The organism is Methylocystis sp. H4A (assembly GCF_015709545.1).
GTDB lineage: Bacteria > Pseudomonadota > Alphaproteobacteria > Rhizobiales > Beijerinckiaceae > Methylocystis > Methylocystis silviterrae.
The window spans coordinates 1-14,813 of the sequence record NZ_JADNQY010000022.1 but is presented as its reverse complement, the minus strand read 5'-3'; the positions used below and the strand labels follow the sequence as shown (position 1 = coordinate 14,813).

Here is a 14,813-nt window from a genome sequence, read left to right as displayed (position 1 = left end):
CTCACCGGTCAACCTCCGCTTTGCTGCACGGTAGTCGACTCTGGCGAACGACAGAAGAAGGCGTAGAGGGCAGGCAGGACCACAAGAGTTAGAGCCGTGGCGCTGATCAGGCCGCCGATGACGACCGTCGCGATCGGCTTTTGCACTTCGGCGCCGGTGCCCGTCGCGAGCGCCATCGGCAGGAAGCCGAGCGACGCGACGAGGGCCGTCATCACGACAGGACGCAGTCGCGTCATCGCGCCTTTGAAGATCGCCTGGCGTTCGGCCATGCCGCCTGCGATCAACTGGGAAATATAGGTGCGCATGACGAGGCCATTGAGCACAGCGACGCCCGAGAGCGCGATGAAGCCGACGGCGGCCGAGACGGACATGGGCATGCCGCGCAGCCACAGCGCGGCGACGCCGCCCGATAGCGCCAGCGGCACCGCAGTGAACACCAGCAGCGCGTCGCGCGTCGCGCCGAGCGCCGAGTAGAGCAGCAGAAAGATCAAGAAAAAGCAGGCCGGCACGACGATCATCAACCGCGCCCGGGCCGCCGCGAGATTCTCGAATTGCCCGCCCCATGCAATCCAGTAGCCGGGCGGCAGCGTCACCTTTTTCTCGATTTTCGCGCGCGCCTCGTCAACGACCGACGCAATGTCACGCCCGCGCACATTGGCGCTGACCACGATGCGGCGATGGCCGTTTTCCCTCGAAATCTGGTTCTGGCCGTCCAGGGTGGAGAATTTCGCCACCTGCTTCAGCAGCACGACGGGCGTGTTGCCCGCCGCCGAGGGAAGCGCGACCGGAATCGATTCCAAAGCCTGCGCGTCCTCGCGCAAATTGTCCTGCAGACGAACGACGATGGGGAAGCGGCGGTCGCCCTCGAACACGACTCCAGCCCTTTGTCCGCCGATCGCGGCGCCGATCACGTCCTGTACCGCGGCGACGCTGAGGCCAAGGCGCGCGATCGCGCCCTTATCGACGGCGATGTCGAGGATCGGGAGACCAACCACCTGTTCGACCTTTACATCGCTCGCGCCTTTGACCGTATTGAGAACGCCGGCGATCTGATTGGCCGCCTTCAACAAAACGTCAAAATTTTCGCCGAACACTTTGACGGCGATATCGCCGCGCACGCCGGCGAGCAGCTCATTGAAGCGCAGTTGAATGGGCTGCGAGAACTCATAGGCGTTGCCCGGCAGTTGCGCGAGCCGCGCCTCCATTTTTTCGATCAACGCCGCCTTGTCGAGGCCTGCGTCGGGCCATTTGTCGCGCGGCTTCAACATAATAAAAGTATCGGTCAGGTTCGGCGGCATCGGATCGGTTGCGATCTCGGCCGTGCCGGTTTTGGAAAAGACGTAATCGACCTCTGGAAAGCTGCGCAGTGTGCGTTCGATGTCGAATTGCATCGCCTGCGCCTGCGTCAGCGACGCGCTCGGGATGCGATTCGCCTGCATGGCGAGGTTTTTTTCATCGAGCGTCGGAACGAACTCTTCGCCCAAAGTCAGATAGAGACCCGCCGCGAGAATGAAGGCGCCCGCGCCAAGCGCGATCGGCTTCAAAGGCGCGGCCATCGCCCATTTTAACATCGGCTCATAGGCGCGCTTGAGCCCTTCGACGACGATGTTTTCGGATTCGCGCACGCGGCCAGAAAGCGCGATGGCGATCATCGCAGGAAAGAATGTTAGCGACAGAACGAATTCCGAAGCGAGCGCCATGATGACGGTCATCGCCATCGGATGGAACATCTTCCCTTCCACTCCGGAAAAGGTCAGAATCGGCACATAGACGAGAATGATGATCGCCTGACCGTAGACCGTCGGCCGCCGCATCTCGACCGCCGAGTCGATGACGGTCGTCAGCCGTTCCTCCAGCGTGAGCGTGCGTCCCAGGGCGTTCTGACGCTGCGTCAGGCGACGCAAGCAGTTCTCGGTGACGATGATCGCGCCGTCGGCGATCAATCCGAAATCGAGCGCGCCGAGACTCATCAGATTGGCGCTGATCTTTCCGACATGCATGCCGACGCCCAGCAGCAGCATCGTCAACGGTATGACCATCGCCGTCACCAGCGCCGCGCGGAAATTGCCGAGCATGACGAAGAGCACGAGAATGACGAGCGCCGCGCCCTCGACGAGATTCTTGGCGACGGTGGTGATCGTGGCGTTGACGAGCAAGGTGCGGTTCAAGATCGTGCGCACTTCAACGCCGGGCGGCAGCAGCCGGCGAATCTCGTCCATCTTCGCATTGACGGCGCTCGAGACTTCGCGACTGTTGGCGCCGATCAGCATCAGCGCCGTGCCGATCACCACCTCTTCGCCATTCATGCTGGCGCTGCCCATGCGCAGCTCGCGTCCGACGCCGACCTCCGCGATGTCTTCGAGTCGCACCGGCGTGCCGCCGCGCGTCGACACGACGACTTTAGCGATGTCATCGATCGACTCGAGCCGTCCCGGGCTGCGCACGACGAGACCCTCGCCGTTGCGTTCGACATAGCCCGCGCCGCGGCTGATATTGTTGCGTTCGATAATGCCGGCGAGATCGGCGAAAGACAGTCCGAGAGCGTAGATCTTCGCCGGGTCCGGCTGAACGTGATATTCCTTAATGTAGCCGCCAAGCGAGTCGACGCCGGCGACTCCGGGCACGGTGCGCAGCTGCGGCTTGATGATCCAATCCTGCACGGTTCGCAGATAGGCGGTCCGTTCGAGCAAATTGCGCAGCCTCTGCCCTTCCGGCGTGAGATAATCGCCGTTGCGCTGCCAGCCAGGCTTCCCATCAGGCGCCGGCTTCTCGCTGCCGCGCGGCGCGTAGTCGACCGACCACATGTAGATTTCGGAAAGGCCCGTGGCGACCGGGCCCATATGCGATTCGACGCCCGGCGGAAAAATCTCCTTGGCGAGCGTCAGGCGTTCGCCGACCTGCTGGCGCGCGAAATAAATGTCGACGCTGTCGGCGAAGACGGCGGTGACCTGCGCGAAGCCGTTGCGCGAAAGCGAGCGGGTATATTCGAGCCCCGGAATTCCCGCGATGGCGTTCTCGATTGGATAGGTGACCTGTTTCTCGATCTCGAAGGCCGAAAGCGCCGGCGCGAAAGCGTTGATCTGCACCTGATTGTTCGTGATGTCCGGCACCGCGTCGATCGGCAATCGCATCAGCGACCAGACGCCAAGCGGGACGACGAGCGCCGTCAACAACACGATGAGCCAACGGCTTCGGACCGAAAAGGCGATGAGATTCTTGATCATCGGCGGCCGCTCGCACTCAAGACGACAGTTTGGGGGCGGAGTCGAAGCGTCGTCCATGACGTCGAGGAAGGAAAGCCGCCGCCGCGCATCATTCCTCCGGAATGCTCTGCTTGCCGAGCTCCGCCTTCAGCAAAAAGACATTGGAGACGGCGATCTGCTCTCCCTGCTGCAATCCGGAGACGACTTCAATCGAGTTATCGTCTCCCCGTCCAAGTTCGACGTCGCGCTTGGTGAAGCCCTCTGGCGTGCGAACGAAGACGTTGGGCTTGCCGTCGATGACCATCACCGCCGAGCGTGGAATTTTGAGTTTCACCCGCGCCTCTTTGAGGGAGATTTCCGCCTCCACGAGGCTGCCCGGACGCAGCGAGAAATCCGGATTGGGAAAGCGCACAAGAATCTGGCCCGACCGCGTCTCCCGGGTGATCATTGCGTTGACGTAGGTGATCTTGCCCTCGAAGGCGCGTCCTTCGGCGTTCGAAATCCGGACCTCCTGGCCCTCGCGCAACAGGGCGAGATCGGCGGCGGGCACGGCGAGTTCGGCCTCTACGACAGAGAGATCGGAGATGACGTAGAGCTCCTTGGCCTGACCCTCGCCGCCGACCGGCTGTCCGACGCTGACCAGACGCTCGATGACGCGCCCGGAGATCGGCGCGCGGATCTCCTTGCGGCGAAGATCGGCGATCGGCTGAGAGGGCAGGGCGGCGATCTCCTGCTCGCTCATGTCCAGCGCGGCGAGTTTCTGGCGCGCAAGATCGAGCTTCACTTTCGCTTCCATGAAGACCGCTTTGGCCTTCAGAAACAGCTGCTCTGCGGTGATTTTCTTCTCGAAGAGTCCCTTTTCGCGCTGAAAGAGCACATTCTGCAGGTCGAAATTCGCCAGCGCCGCGAGGTATTCGCTCTTCGCCTCCGCCACTTCGCGGGAGTCGATAATCGCGATGGTTTCGCCGCGCGCGACCTGGTCTCCAAGGCGCTTGCGCATCTCTTCGACGACTCCTGCGACCTTGGCGGCGACGCGCGCGATTTTGTCCGGATCGGGCTTGATGGCCGCAGGCGCCGTGATTCGGCGCGTAACGACGCCAGGGCCGACCGTCGCCGTCGCGATCTTGGAGGCTTCGATCTGAGCGGCGGAAAGCCGGACTTCGCCGTCGGCGGGCCCGGGCTGGATCGCCTCGCTTTGGCGGTCAGGCGCGATGCGGCTGCGCAGGGCGCTAAAGAGCGACGGCAGCGCGGCGCCAAGCGCCAGGCTCGCGAGAACGGCAAGAACCAGAACGGACCTATAACGGGTCATGATCGCGCAGTCAGCTCCGTCACGAGCGGTCTGAAGGGAGTAGCATTGGCGCGCCGCTCGAGCCATTGGCGCCGCGGCGCAAGTGGGGGATATCGCGCGTCCGGCGTTGATTCATTTTCTTTAAAGGAGTTGGCTGACCCGGTCCATGCGGCGGTTCGCGGCCCTTTCGCACATGCCGCAGTTTTTAAAAAGAAAAGCCGGCCGCGACCAAACTATGAATCGCCGCGCTCTTTGCGCAGTCGATCCCAATAGTCGATGCGTTTGGCGATCTCGCGCTCGAATCCGCGCTCGACCGGTCTGTAGAACTTCTGCCGCGAGAGCGAATCAGGCCAGTAGTTCTGGCCCGAGAAAGCTTCGGGCGAATCATGATCATATTCGTAGTTCGCGCCATAGCCCTCTTCGCGCATCATTTTCGTCGGCGCGTTGAGGATGACCTTTGGCGGCATCAGCGAGCCCTTCTCCTCCGCGACGCGCTGCGCGCGCTTGAAGGCGACATAGGCGGCGTTGGATTTGGGCGCGGTCGCCACATAGATCACCGCCTGCGCCAGCGCGAGTTCGCCCTCGGGGCTGCCGAGGAAATCATAGGCGTCCTTGGCGGCGTTGGCGACGACGAGCGCTTGCGGATCGGCAAGACCGATGTCTTCAACCGCCATGCGCACGATGCGGCGCGCGAGAAACAGCGGATCTTCTCCGGCGGCGAGCATGCGCGCGAGGTAGTAGAGCGCGGCGTCGGGGTCCGAACCGCGGACGCATTTGTGCAATGCGCTGATGAGATTGTAGTGGCCTTCCTGCGCCTTGTCGTAGATCGGCGCGCGGCGCTGCACGATGTCGACGAGCCCCGTCCGATCGAAGATCTCGCCGGGCTTCGCGGCGCGCCAGATTTCCTCGGCGAGCGTCAACGCCGCGCGGCCGTCGCCGTCGGCCATGCCGATCAGCGCGGCGCGTGCGTCGCCTTCGAGCGGCAGCGGTTTGCCTTCGGCGTTTTCGGCGCGTTTGAGCAGCTGTTCGATCGCCGCTTCGTCGAGCGCCTTGAAGGTCATCACGCGCGCGCGTGAGAGCAGCGCGGCGTTAAGCTCAAAGGAGGGGTTCTCGGTCGTTGCGCCGATGAGCGTGATCGTGCCGTCCTCCATCACCGGCAGGAAGGAATCCTGCTGCGCGCGATTGAAGCGGTGAATCTCGTCGACGAAGAGCAGGGTCCCCTGGCCGGCGGCGCGTCTGGCGCGCGCCGCCTCGAACGTCTTCTTCAAATCGGCGACGCCGGAAAAGATCGCCGAAATCTGTACGAAGGCGAGCTTGGTTTCATGCGCGAGAAGCCGCGCGACCGTGGTTTTGCCGGTGCCGGGCGGACCCCAGAAGATGAGCGAGCCCAGCGCGCCGGCGCGGACGAGCCGCGTCAGCGCGCCCTCCGGTCCAAGCAGATGATCCTGTCCCGCCACCTCATCGAGGCGCGTCGGCCGCAGCCTGTCGGCGAGCGGACGCGGCGCGTCGTTTTCGAGCTTCGCGGCTTGGAACAGATCGGACATGGTTACTGATTAACATAGCGAGGCGGCTCGCTTGCGAGAATCTCTGGAGCCGAAGAAAAGGGGAGCGCGCCGCAAACGGGGCGGAACGTGCGCCGTGGATGGCTCGGACGCTCCCGGCCCCCGAGTTTGATGATCAGTCATCACAGCGTCGAGGACTGTCCTGATCGGATTCTCGACTACTGAAGCGGAGCCGTTAACCGCCGATTAACCTTGCCGCAAGTATTACGATTCCGTGAATGAATTCGGGGCGGGGATCTCATTCGTTAGGCTTCGCGTGCAAAGCGTCGATATCAACCAAAAACTGGACCGTCGCACATGCGCAAAATCGCTTTCGTCACCCAGAAGGGCGGCGCCGGCAAGAGCACGCTCGCCAGCAGCGTCGCCGTCGCCGCGCGCCAAGCTGGGGAACGCGTGTTCATCATCGATCTCGACCCGCTGCAAACCCTCGTCAATTGGTCGCGAGCGCGCGGCGCCGCGGACATCGCCGTCGAACACGTGCCGCCGGCGAAGCTGAGCAAGGCGCTTGCCGCGCTCGCCGCAAAGGGCGTGACGCTCGCCATTATTGATGCGCCGGGCCAGGAGGGCGACTATTTTTCGGCGGCCGTGCGCGCCGCCGATCTTTGCGTCATTCCGGCGCGTCCCAACGCCTTCGATCTCTGGGCGTCGGAAATCACGCGCATGCGCGTAAAGGAGAAAGGCAAGGATTACGCCTTTCTGCTCAACCAATGTCCGCCCGCGCAACAGAGCGCGCGCGTCGAACTCGGCGCCAAGGCGCTGCAGGCGATGGGCGGTCTTCTCGCGCCGCTCGTGTCGTCGCGCGTCGATTATCAGGAAGCGGCGCGGCTCGGGCGCGGGGTCGGCGAATATAACCCCGACGGCGTCGCGGCGGAGGAGATGCGGGAGCTTTGGGCCTCGATCAAGCGCCGATTGAAAAAACCGGCCAGCGCGGCCAAGATCGCGCCAGCGAAGACGCCGCCAGCGAAATCGACGAAGGCGGTCAGGAACGCCGCCTGATCGTCAGCTGAGAGAACCGCGCGAAAGAACCGCGCCGCGCAAGAGCAGGGCGCTAACCGATCTCCACGATTCGCGCGCTGTGGTGGATAACCTCCGCCTTGTCGCCGACGGACTTGCCCATCAGCGCCGTTGCGAGCGGAGCGACATAGGGTATGAGTCCCTTGGTCGGATCGGCTTCGTCTTCGCCGACGAGCCGGAAGCTGCGGCGTTCGCCGTCCTCGAGTTCGACGACGACGCGATGGCCGAATCGCACATGCGAATGATCGGCGATCGCCCGGATGACTTCGGCGCTGGCGCGACGCGCCGACCAATAGCGCAGATCGCGTTGCGCCAGCGCGAGCGCGTGATTGTCTTCGCTCGCCGTCGCGCGTTCGATCTCCTTCTGCAGGCGCGTAAGCTCGGCTTCAATCTGTTCGAGGCCCTCGGGCGTGACCAGATTGCGATGCGGACTGACCGGCCGGTCAGGCAGGTCCTCGCGCGGATTGTCGTCGTCCTGTTCTTTCGTAAAAGCCGAACTCATGCGCTTTTGACCTTTGGTTCGCCGCGCCGATGCGGCGAGCGTCCTTAACAAAAATAATCGGCCCAAGCGGGCCGTCGTCGTGGGCATTAGAGCCGAGACGGGCGCGCTTGTCGAGAAATTGACGCCGCAATGCGACGATTCGCGCGCGCTTACGAAGGCTTAGCTTGGCGGCTCAAAGGCCGAGGTTTCCGCGTCGCGGTTTCGAGCGTGAAGGGCGGCAGGGGAGGTCGCGACGCGGGCGGTCCTCGTCGTTCGAGCGACGATCCTACCAATCTGCATCTTAGAGCGGAAGATGCAGGCCCATGTCGATGACGACGCGTCCGCGAATCTTTCCTCCAACGATCGAGCGGGCGCGATCCAGCGCCGCGTCGAAGGAAATGATTTCGCTCATGGCGTCGATCGCGGAGGAATCGAGGTCCCGCGCAATTCGGGCCCATGCCGCCCGCCGCAGCCCGATGCGCGGGCGCACGCTTTCGACGCCGAGCAGCGAGACGCCGCGCAGAATGAAAGGCGCGACAGTCGCCGGAAGCTCCATGCCGGCGACATTACCGCAGGCGGCGACGGCGCCATCGAAGCGCGTCTGCGCAAGAAGATTGGCGAGAGTGACGCCGCCGACAGTGTCGACGCCGACGGCGAAGCGCTGCTTTTGCAGCGGCTTTCCTGGAGCGGACAATTCGTCGCGGCCGATGATTTCGGACGCGCCCAGGCGTTTGAGATAGGCGTCTTCGCTCGCATGTCCGGTGACGGCGGCCACGCGCCAGCCAGCCTTGGCGAGCAATGCGACGGCGAAAGAGCCGACGCCACCCGTCGCGCCCGTCACCACCGCGAGCCCGTCCTCGGGCCGGGCGCCATGGCGCTCCAGCGCAAGCACGCAGAACATGGCGGTCAGTCCCGCGGTGCCAACCGCCATGGCGCGCGCCGGCGTCAGCGCCGGCGGCAGTTTCGCGAGCCAATCGCCCGACAGCCGCGCCTTTTCCGCAAAGCCTCCATAATGCGCTTCGCCCAGGCCGCACGCCGTCGCAACCACAATGTCGCCCGCCGCAAATTCCGGATGCGCGGAGCGCGTGACGCGACCCGCGAGATCGACGCCGGGAATCATTGGGAAGCGACGCACCACCGGTCCCTTCCCGGTGACGGCGAGACCGTCCTTGTAGTTGATCGCCGAGAACGCGACGTCGACGTCGACATCGCCCTCCATCAGGTCGCGCTCACGCATGATGACGTAATCGGCGTGTTGGCCGTCATTGTCTTTGTCGATGCGAATGGCTCTGAAGTCAGTCATATGGCCGCGCCTCAGCCGTTGGCTGCGCCAAACCAGCGCTTTTTCGCGGAGAAAAAAAGACAAAAATAAGAAAACATGAGGCCGTCACGGCCGTAAAGCGCGAAATTCTGATTGATCAACTATGCAGAATTGGGCGGCGCCAATAGTGCATAATATTTCTTGATGCAGTCGCACTATTCTGTTAGTCAGTCAACAAGTAACGGCAGGGCGACGATTCTATGCATCAAAGCATTGATCAAGGGCGGCGGGGGCGGCGTCCGTCTCAACAGGAAGTGGTGAGCAATCCGATGAATCAAGCCAACAACATTGAACTCGCGGCTGACATCGTCTCCGCCTATGTGAGCAACAACTCCGTTCCCGCCGGAGAGTTGCCCGGGCTTATCAGCGAAGTCTACAGCGCCCTGTTGCGCGTTGGCGTGGGCTCCGCGGCGGCGCCCGCCGAGCCGCCGAAACCGGCGATTCCCGTCAAGCGTTCGGTGACCAATGATTACATCATCTGCCTTGAGGATGGGAAGAAGTTCAAGTCGCTGAAGCGTCATCTGCGCACGCAATATGGGCTGTCGCCCGAAGACTATCGCGAGAAGTGGGGCCTTCCGGCCGACTATCCCATGGTTGCGCCCAACTACGCCAAGGCGCGGTCTAATCTCGCCAAGCAGATGGGGCTCGGCCAGCAGCGCCGGCGTCGCGGCAAATAAAAGGCGGCCAAACGGCCGCCTTCTCCAATTGACCTGAAAGCCGCGGCGCGCGCTATCGCGCCAGGTCAGTGACGCCCCGACGGTTCAGGTCTCTTCGTCAGTTTCAATGTCGCCGTCGATCAATCCGGAGACATCGTCGTCAGACTCTTCCTCCTCGAGGAAAGTGTCGTCTTCGGCGTCGTCTCCCTCGATCTCCACATCATCTTCGACATCGATCGATTCCGCTACGGTCTCCGTCTCCTCGACTTCTTCGAGCGACACCGTTTCAGGGTTCTCCTTTTCGAGTTCGCTCTCTTCTTCCTGTTGCGCGCGCGCCGCCGCGCGCGTCAGCGCCACCACCTGATAAATCGCGCCGCATTTCGGACAGGCGATCGGATCTTTTTTAAAGTCGTAAAACTTCGTCCCGCAGGACTGACATTGGCGTTTGGCGCCGAGTTCGGGTTTTGCCACGGTCGATTGGTCCTCGAGAAGCAGCGTGGGAACGCCCCGCCTGTATTGAGAGACTGTTTGGGCGCTCCGGTTAGTGGCGTCCCGCCTCGCTGTCAAATGGGAAATGCATTGTCTGCGCGCCCATTGCCAAGCGCCGCGCAGATTGGCATAGAATCACCCTCATGCGGGTGTAGCTCAATGGTAGAGCAGCAGCCTTCCAAGCTGAATACGAGGGTTCGATTCCCTTCACCCGCTCCAGCCCTTCCGGTGAGCTTTCTTCAGCGCGAGCGATTGCGGCCCGCCTGTTCGTTTGCGTTCGGCCGCGCCGTGCCCGCCGCGGCAGCCTCCTCCGGCCCCGAATTCCCGTACGCGCATCGCCGGTTCTCTCCGTTTTCAGAGTCTCGCCAAAGACGCGAATCGACCTTGCCGTTTACCAATTACGCGTAGAGGCGCGCCGCGCAAAGCCGCCGCAACGTCGAGAGGCCACGCGCGCGAACGCCGCGCCGCCTCGTCCAAGCGTCCCAGAGAAGGACGCGGCGTTAACCGTTCTTGTTCTTTTGCGCCGCATTCCTCATGTCGACGCAGCGGATGAGGCGCTCGAGGGTCGCGCAAATTCGCCGGAACGCAATGCCAACTGAGATCGAACGCTGATTCGTGCCTGCTGCGTTCCCGGTTGATCCCAAAGCTTAACCGCAAGACGCCGAACCGCCTAATCTTGGCCGTTGACAGCAGCGCCGAAAGGAGTCCGCCGGCGGCTCTTTCGTCAAAGCCGCGCGCTACGCCATCGACGAGCCGTTCTCGCAACTTCTGGCGTTTCGATTTGGCCGCGCGTCCATATATTGTTGGAACAGAGCGTGACTCAGCGAGAGTCAGCGATTCGGGCGCGATTCGTTCCCAGGCTGTTCAGAAGGTAAAGTCGCGCCCTGCTCGAAGTTTCGATATGAAACGAAGGCGCGCCGCGGCGCGCGTCAGGCAGCAAAGAAGAACATGACAGTCGCGCCGTCTTACCCGGCGAGCCGCGCCGCCCCTCGCGCAAGGCCGTTCGACAGGGGCGTGGCGGCGGTGCTCGGCCCCACCAACACCGGCAAGACGCATCACGCCATCGAGCGTATGCTGTCCTTTCCCTCCGGCGTCATTGGGCTGCCTCTGCGCCTGCTCGCCCGTGAGGTCTACAATCGCGTCGCCGAGCGCGTCGGCGCGGACAATGTCGCGCTCATCACCGGCGAGGAAAAGATTAAGCCCCGCGCGCCGGCCTATTGGGTCGCGACGGTTGAAGCGATGCCGCGCGACGTCCAGGCGGATTTCGTCGCGATCGACGAGATCCAGCTCGCCGCCGATCTCGACCGCGGCCACATTTTCACCGACCGGCTACTCCACTGGCGCGGACGCCAGGAGACTCTCCTGATCGGCGCGGCGACGATGGCGACGCTCGTTACAGAACTTTTTCCAGGCGCGCCGATCTTTACCCGCCCGAGGCTTTCCAAACTTTCCTTCGCCGGCGACAAGAAGATCTCCAGGCTGCCGCCGCGCAGCGCCATCGTCGCCTTTTCCGCCGAAGAGGTTTACGCGATCGCGGAACTGATCAAGCGCCAGCGCGGCGGGGCGGCCGTCGTGCTCGGCGTGCTGTCGCCGCGCACGCGCAACGCACAGATCGAACTCTATCAGGGCGGCGACGTCGATTACATTGTCGCGACGGACGCCATCGGCATGGGGCTCAATCTCGACGTCGATCATGTCGCCTTCGCCTCCGATCGCAAATTCGACGGATTGCGCCATCGCGGACTGACGCCAGCGGAATTCGGGCAGATCGCCGGCAGAGCGGGGCGCCATATGAGCGACGGCTTTTTTGGCGCGACCGGCCGCTGCCCGCCCTTCGACGAGGAATTGATCGAGGCTTTAGAGGACCACCGCTTCGATCCGGTGAAGACGCTGCAATGGCGTAACAGCGCCCTCGATTTTTCTTCGATCGACGCGCTGATGCATTCTCTCGACCAGGTTCCGGCGCATCCGGATCTGGTGCGCGCCCGGGTCGCAGACGATCAAAGGGCGCTTGAAGCCGCGAGCCGTGACGAAATCGCGCGGCGCAACGCCAAGACGACAGCCGATGTCGCGCGGCTCTGGGAAGCCTGCCAAATCCCCGATTACCGCAAGACCTCGCCTGCCGCGCACGCCGAGCTCGCGCTGGCGATATTCGCGTTCATCGCCCGGCGCGGCAAGATCCCCGAGGACTGGATGGCGGGGCAGATCGAAGCGGTGGACCGCATCGACGGCGACATCGCGACGCTGTCGAATCGCCTCGCGCAAGTGCGTACCGCAAGTTTTATCGCCAACCGATCCGGCTGGCTCGACGACACTCAGCATTGGCAGAGCGTCGCGCGTCGGGTAGAGGACAGCATATCCGACGCGTTGCACGACCGACTGACGCAGCGTTTCGTCGACCGCCGCACCAGCGTGCTGGCGCGCCGCTTAAGAGAGAATGCGATGCTTGAAGCCGAAATCAACGCCGCCGGCGACGTTCTGGTCGAAGGCCAGCATGTCGGAAGCCTTCAGGGATTTCGCTTCACGCCGGACCCCGGCGCGGCAGGCGAAGCGGCCAAGACGTTGAACGCGGCGGCGCAGAAGGCGCTCGCTGGAGAATTCGAGGCGCGGGCGACCCGCGTCTTCGACGCGGTCGACGACGCCTTCGCGCTCGGCAATGACGGGCTGATTCGCTGGCTCGGCGAACCTGTGGGGAAAATCGCCTCCGGCGCCGGCGCGCTGGCGCCGACGACGCGCGTGCTTGCCGACGAGCAGCTGACAGGACCGGCTCTGGAGAAGGTCAAGCAACGCCTCGACCTCTGGCTCGCGCAACACGTCAAGAAGCTTCTTGGGCCGCTCGAGCAGCTGGAGAAGGGCGAAGGTTTGGAGGGGGTGACGCGCGGCGTCGCCTTCCAGCTCGCCGAAGAATTGGGCGTGCTGGACCGCGCGCGCGTCGCCAAGGACGTGAAGGCGTTCTCCCAGGAGGACCGCGCCGCGCTGCGCAAGCTCGGCGTGCGATTCGGGGCCTATCACATCTATGCGCCCGCGCTTCTCAAGCCGGCGCCGCGCGCGCTTTCGGCGCTGCTTTGGGCGCTGCATCACGGCGGTCTTGAGAACGTGAAGGGGCTTGAGGACGTGCCGCATCTGGCGGCCTCTGGACGCACCTCCTTCACCGCCGACGCATCGATCCCGAAAGGTTTTTATCGCGCAGCCGGCTTTCGAGTCTGCGGCGAGCGCGTCGTTCGCGTCGATATTCTTGAACGTCTCGCCGATCTCATTCGGCCGGCGATCGCCTACCGCCCGGGGCTCACCGCGGGCGAGCCGCCGCCTGGCGCGGCCGACGCCGACGGCTTCGTCGTCACCGTCGCGATGACCTCGCTCACGGGCTGTTCCGGCGAGGCTTTTTCCTCGATCCTGAAGTCGCTCGGCTATGCTTCGACGCAGCGTCCAGGACCGGCCATCACCGTTGCGATCGTGCCGGCGGCTGCAATGGAGCCCGTGACGCCAAAGACCGCGGCCAAGCTAGCGGAAGCCGCGAGCGAGGACATTCAGGCCGAAACCGCCGCCGAGGCGCCTGCCGCCGCGGAAGCGGAGCCGTCTGTCGAGCCGCAGCCCTCTGCCTCGGAGGAAGCGCCGGCAGAGGAGCTCGCCGCCGAAGGGCCGACGACAGAGGCGCCAGCGTCCGTCGCCGTGGAAGCGGGTGCAGAGGCGCGCGAAGAAGAGGCGACAGCGGCCCAAGCGCAGGAAGAGCCCGCCTCGGAGGCTGCGCCGGCCAAAGCCGCGCCGACCGAGCCGGACTCCATCGAGATCTGGCGTCCACAGCGCCACGTGCATTCCGGTCCGCGCCCCCGCGAGGCCGGCGCGCATCGGCAAGCGCACGGTCAGGGCGCTGAGGACAAGCAGCAGCAGCGGCCGCCGCGCCGCGACCAGCGGCCCGGCAACGCTCCGGGCAAGGAGGGGCGTCCTGCTGGAAAGCCGCGTTTCGAGGGCCGTCCGCCGCGCGATGACGCCCGCCCCCGTCGCCCGGGAGGATTCGCCGCGCCCGAACGGCGCGAGCGCCAGCCCGACCCGGATTCGCCTTTCGCCAAGCTTGCGGCGCTTAAGGCCGAACTTGAGAAGAAGGGCAAATAGCGGCGCTTGCGCTTCTGCCCTCAGCTTCGCCATCGTATTGCCAATAGTCGGGCGGACAATTATGGCTGCCCGGGGGCGGGCGCGGCCGAGTGCGAGAGGGGCTTATGAAGAAGATATTGCCCGTTATTATGTGCGGCGGATCGGGGACGCGGGTGTGGCCCGAGTCGCGCGAGACGCTTCCCAAGCAGTTTATTCCGCTCATTGGCGAGCGCTCCACCTTCCAGACGACGATGGCGATGCTGGCCGACCCGGCGTTCGAGCGGCCGATCGTCGTCTCTAATTTCGACTACCGCTTCCTCATCGCCGACCAGCTGCGCGAGATCGGCGCGCAAGCCGACGTCGTGCTGGAGCCGTCGCGCCGCGACTCGGGTCCGGCGGTCGCCGTCGCGGCGGGCCTCGCCGCGCGCCGCGCGCCCGACACAGTCGTCGTCGTGCTCGCCGCCGACCATGTCGTTCGCGACACGGCGGGCCTCGTCGATCTGTGCAAGCGCGCGAGCGCCGCGGCGGCGCAAGGCTATATCGTCACGCTCGGCGTCAAGCCCGACGGCCCCGCGACGGGATACGGCTATCTGCGCCCCGGCGCGCCGCTTGAGTCGTGTTGCGAGGTCTACAAGCTCGACGCTTTCGTCGAAAAGCCGGACCGCGCAACGGCGCAGGACTATGTCGACGCCGGCTATTTCTGGAACAGC

General features: G+C 64.2%; 10 protein-coding genes and 1 tRNA gene. 5 read left to right on the top strand and 6 right to left on the bottom strand.

Annotated elements, in window-relative coordinates:
* Positions 1-8: 8 nt before the first annotated feature.
* The 3 genes from IYW40_RS07975 to IYW40_RS07965 all read right to left on the bottom strand — a co-directional run bounded on the left by IYW40_RS07975 (position 9) and on the right by IYW40_RS07965 (position 6,035).
* Positions 9-3,224, bottom strand: coding sequence for a CusA/CzcA family heavy metal efflux RND transporter (locus IYW40_RS07975; RefSeq protein WP_196400162.1), 3,216 nt, complete (start codon positions 3,222-3,224; stop codon positions 9-11).
* A gap of 88 nt (positions 3,225-3,312) precedes the next feature.
* Positions 3,313-4,512 (bottom strand): efflux RND transporter periplasmic adaptor subunit, encoded by a 1,200-nt coding sequence (locus IYW40_RS07970; RefSeq protein WP_196400161.1) that lies wholly within the window; start codon positions 4,510-4,512, stop codon positions 3,313-3,315.
* A 212-nt stretch (positions 4,513-4,724) separates the two neighbouring features.
* Positions 4,725-6,035 (bottom strand): replication-associated recombination protein A, encoded by a 1,311-nt coding sequence (locus IYW40_RS07965; protein ID WP_196400160.1) that lies wholly within the window; start codon positions 6,033-6,035, stop codon positions 4,725-4,727.
* 315 nt (positions 6,036-6,350) lie between these two features.
* On the opposite strand from IYW40_RS07965, the gene IYW40_RS07960 reads away from it, so the two are divergent.
* Positions 6,351-7,049 (top strand): AAA family ATPase, encoded by a 699-nt coding sequence (locus tag IYW40_RS07960; RefSeq protein ID WP_196400159.1) that lies wholly within the window; start codon positions 6,351-6,353, stop codon positions 7,047-7,049.
* A gap of 52 nt (positions 7,050-7,101) precedes the next feature.
* On the opposite strand, the gene greA is transcribed toward IYW40_RS07960, so the two are convergent.
* Positions 7,102-7,569: a transcription elongation factor GreA gene (greA, locus tag IYW40_RS07955; RefSeq protein WP_196400158.1), complete on the bottom strand. Its 468-nt coding sequence runs from the start codon at positions 7,567-7,569 to the stop codon at positions 7,102-7,104.
* A gap of 280 nt (positions 7,570-7,849) precedes the next feature.
* Positions 7,850-8,851, bottom strand: coding sequence for an MDR family oxidoreductase (locus IYW40_RS07950; RefSeq protein ID WP_196400157.1), 1,002 nt, complete (start codon positions 8,849-8,851; stop codon positions 7,850-7,852).
* 287 nt (positions 8,852-9,138) lie between these two features.
* Between IYW40_RS07950 and IYW40_RS07945 the strand changes: the two genes are divergently transcribed.
* Positions 9,139-9,546 (top strand): MucR family transcriptional regulator, encoded by a 408-nt coding sequence (locus tag IYW40_RS07945; RefSeq protein ID WP_196400156.1) that lies wholly within the window; start codon positions 9,139-9,141, stop codon positions 9,544-9,546.
* A gap of 84 nt (positions 9,547-9,630) precedes the next feature.
* Here the strand turns inward: IYW40_RS07945 and IYW40_RS07940 are convergent, their stop codons facing one another.
* Complete coding sequence (locus IYW40_RS07940) at positions 9,631-9,996, bottom strand: TIGR02300 family protein (RefSeq protein ID WP_175093847.1); 366 nt, start codon at positions 9,994-9,996, stop codon at positions 9,631-9,633.
* A gap of 163 nt (positions 9,997-10,159) precedes the next feature.
* Here IYW40_RS07940 and IYW40_RS07935 point away from each other — a divergent pair.
* The 3 genes from IYW40_RS07935 to IYW40_RS07925 all read left to right on the top strand — a co-directional run.
* Positions 10,160-10,233 (top strand) — tRNA-Gly (locus IYW40_RS07935).
* 729 nt (positions 10,234-10,962) lie between these two features.
* A complete protein-coding gene (locus IYW40_RS07930; RefSeq protein ID WP_196400155.1) occupies positions 10,963-14,124 on the top strand; it encodes a helicase-related protein in 3,162 nt (1,053 codons plus the stop codon).
* A gap of 104 nt (positions 14,125-14,228) precedes the next feature.
* Positions 14,229-14,813: sugar phosphate nucleotidyltransferase (locus tag IYW40_RS07925; protein ID WP_196400154.1), on the top strand; the 585-nt coding region annotated here is incomplete at its 3' end.

Excerpts from the sequence above, each read along its gene's own strand:
- IYW40_RS07975 (WP_196400162.1), bottom strand. The coding sequence starts at position 3,224 with ATGATCAAGAATCTCATCGCCTTTTCGGTCCGAAGCCGTTGGCTCATC.
- IYW40_RS07970 (WP_196400161.1), bottom strand. The coding sequence starts at position 4,512 with ATGACCCGTTATAGGTCCGTTCTGGTTCTTGCCGTTCTCGCGAGCCTG.
- IYW40_RS07965 (WP_196400160.1), bottom strand. The coding sequence starts at position 6,035 with ATGTCCGATCTGTTCCAAGCCGCGAAGCTCGAAAACGACGCGCCGCGT.
- IYW40_RS07960 (WP_196400159.1), top strand. The coding sequence starts at position 6,351 with ATGCGCAAAATCGCTTTCGTCACCCAGAAGGGCGGCGCCGGCAAGAGC.
- greA (WP_196400158.1), bottom strand. The coding sequence starts at position 7,569 with ATGAGTTCGGCTTTTACGAAAGAACAGGACGACGACAATCCGCGCGAG.
- IYW40_RS07950 (WP_196400157.1), bottom strand. The coding sequence starts at position 8,851 with ATGACTGACTTCAGAGCCATTCGCATCGACAAAGACAATGACGGCCAA.
- IYW40_RS07945 (WP_196400156.1), top strand. The coding sequence starts at position 9,139 with ATGAATCAAGCCAACAACATTGAACTCGCGGCTGACATCGTCTCCGCC.
- IYW40_RS07930 (WP_196400155.1), top strand. The coding sequence starts at position 10,963 with ATGACAGTCGCGCCGTCTTACCCGGCGAGCCGCGCCGCCCCTCGCGCA.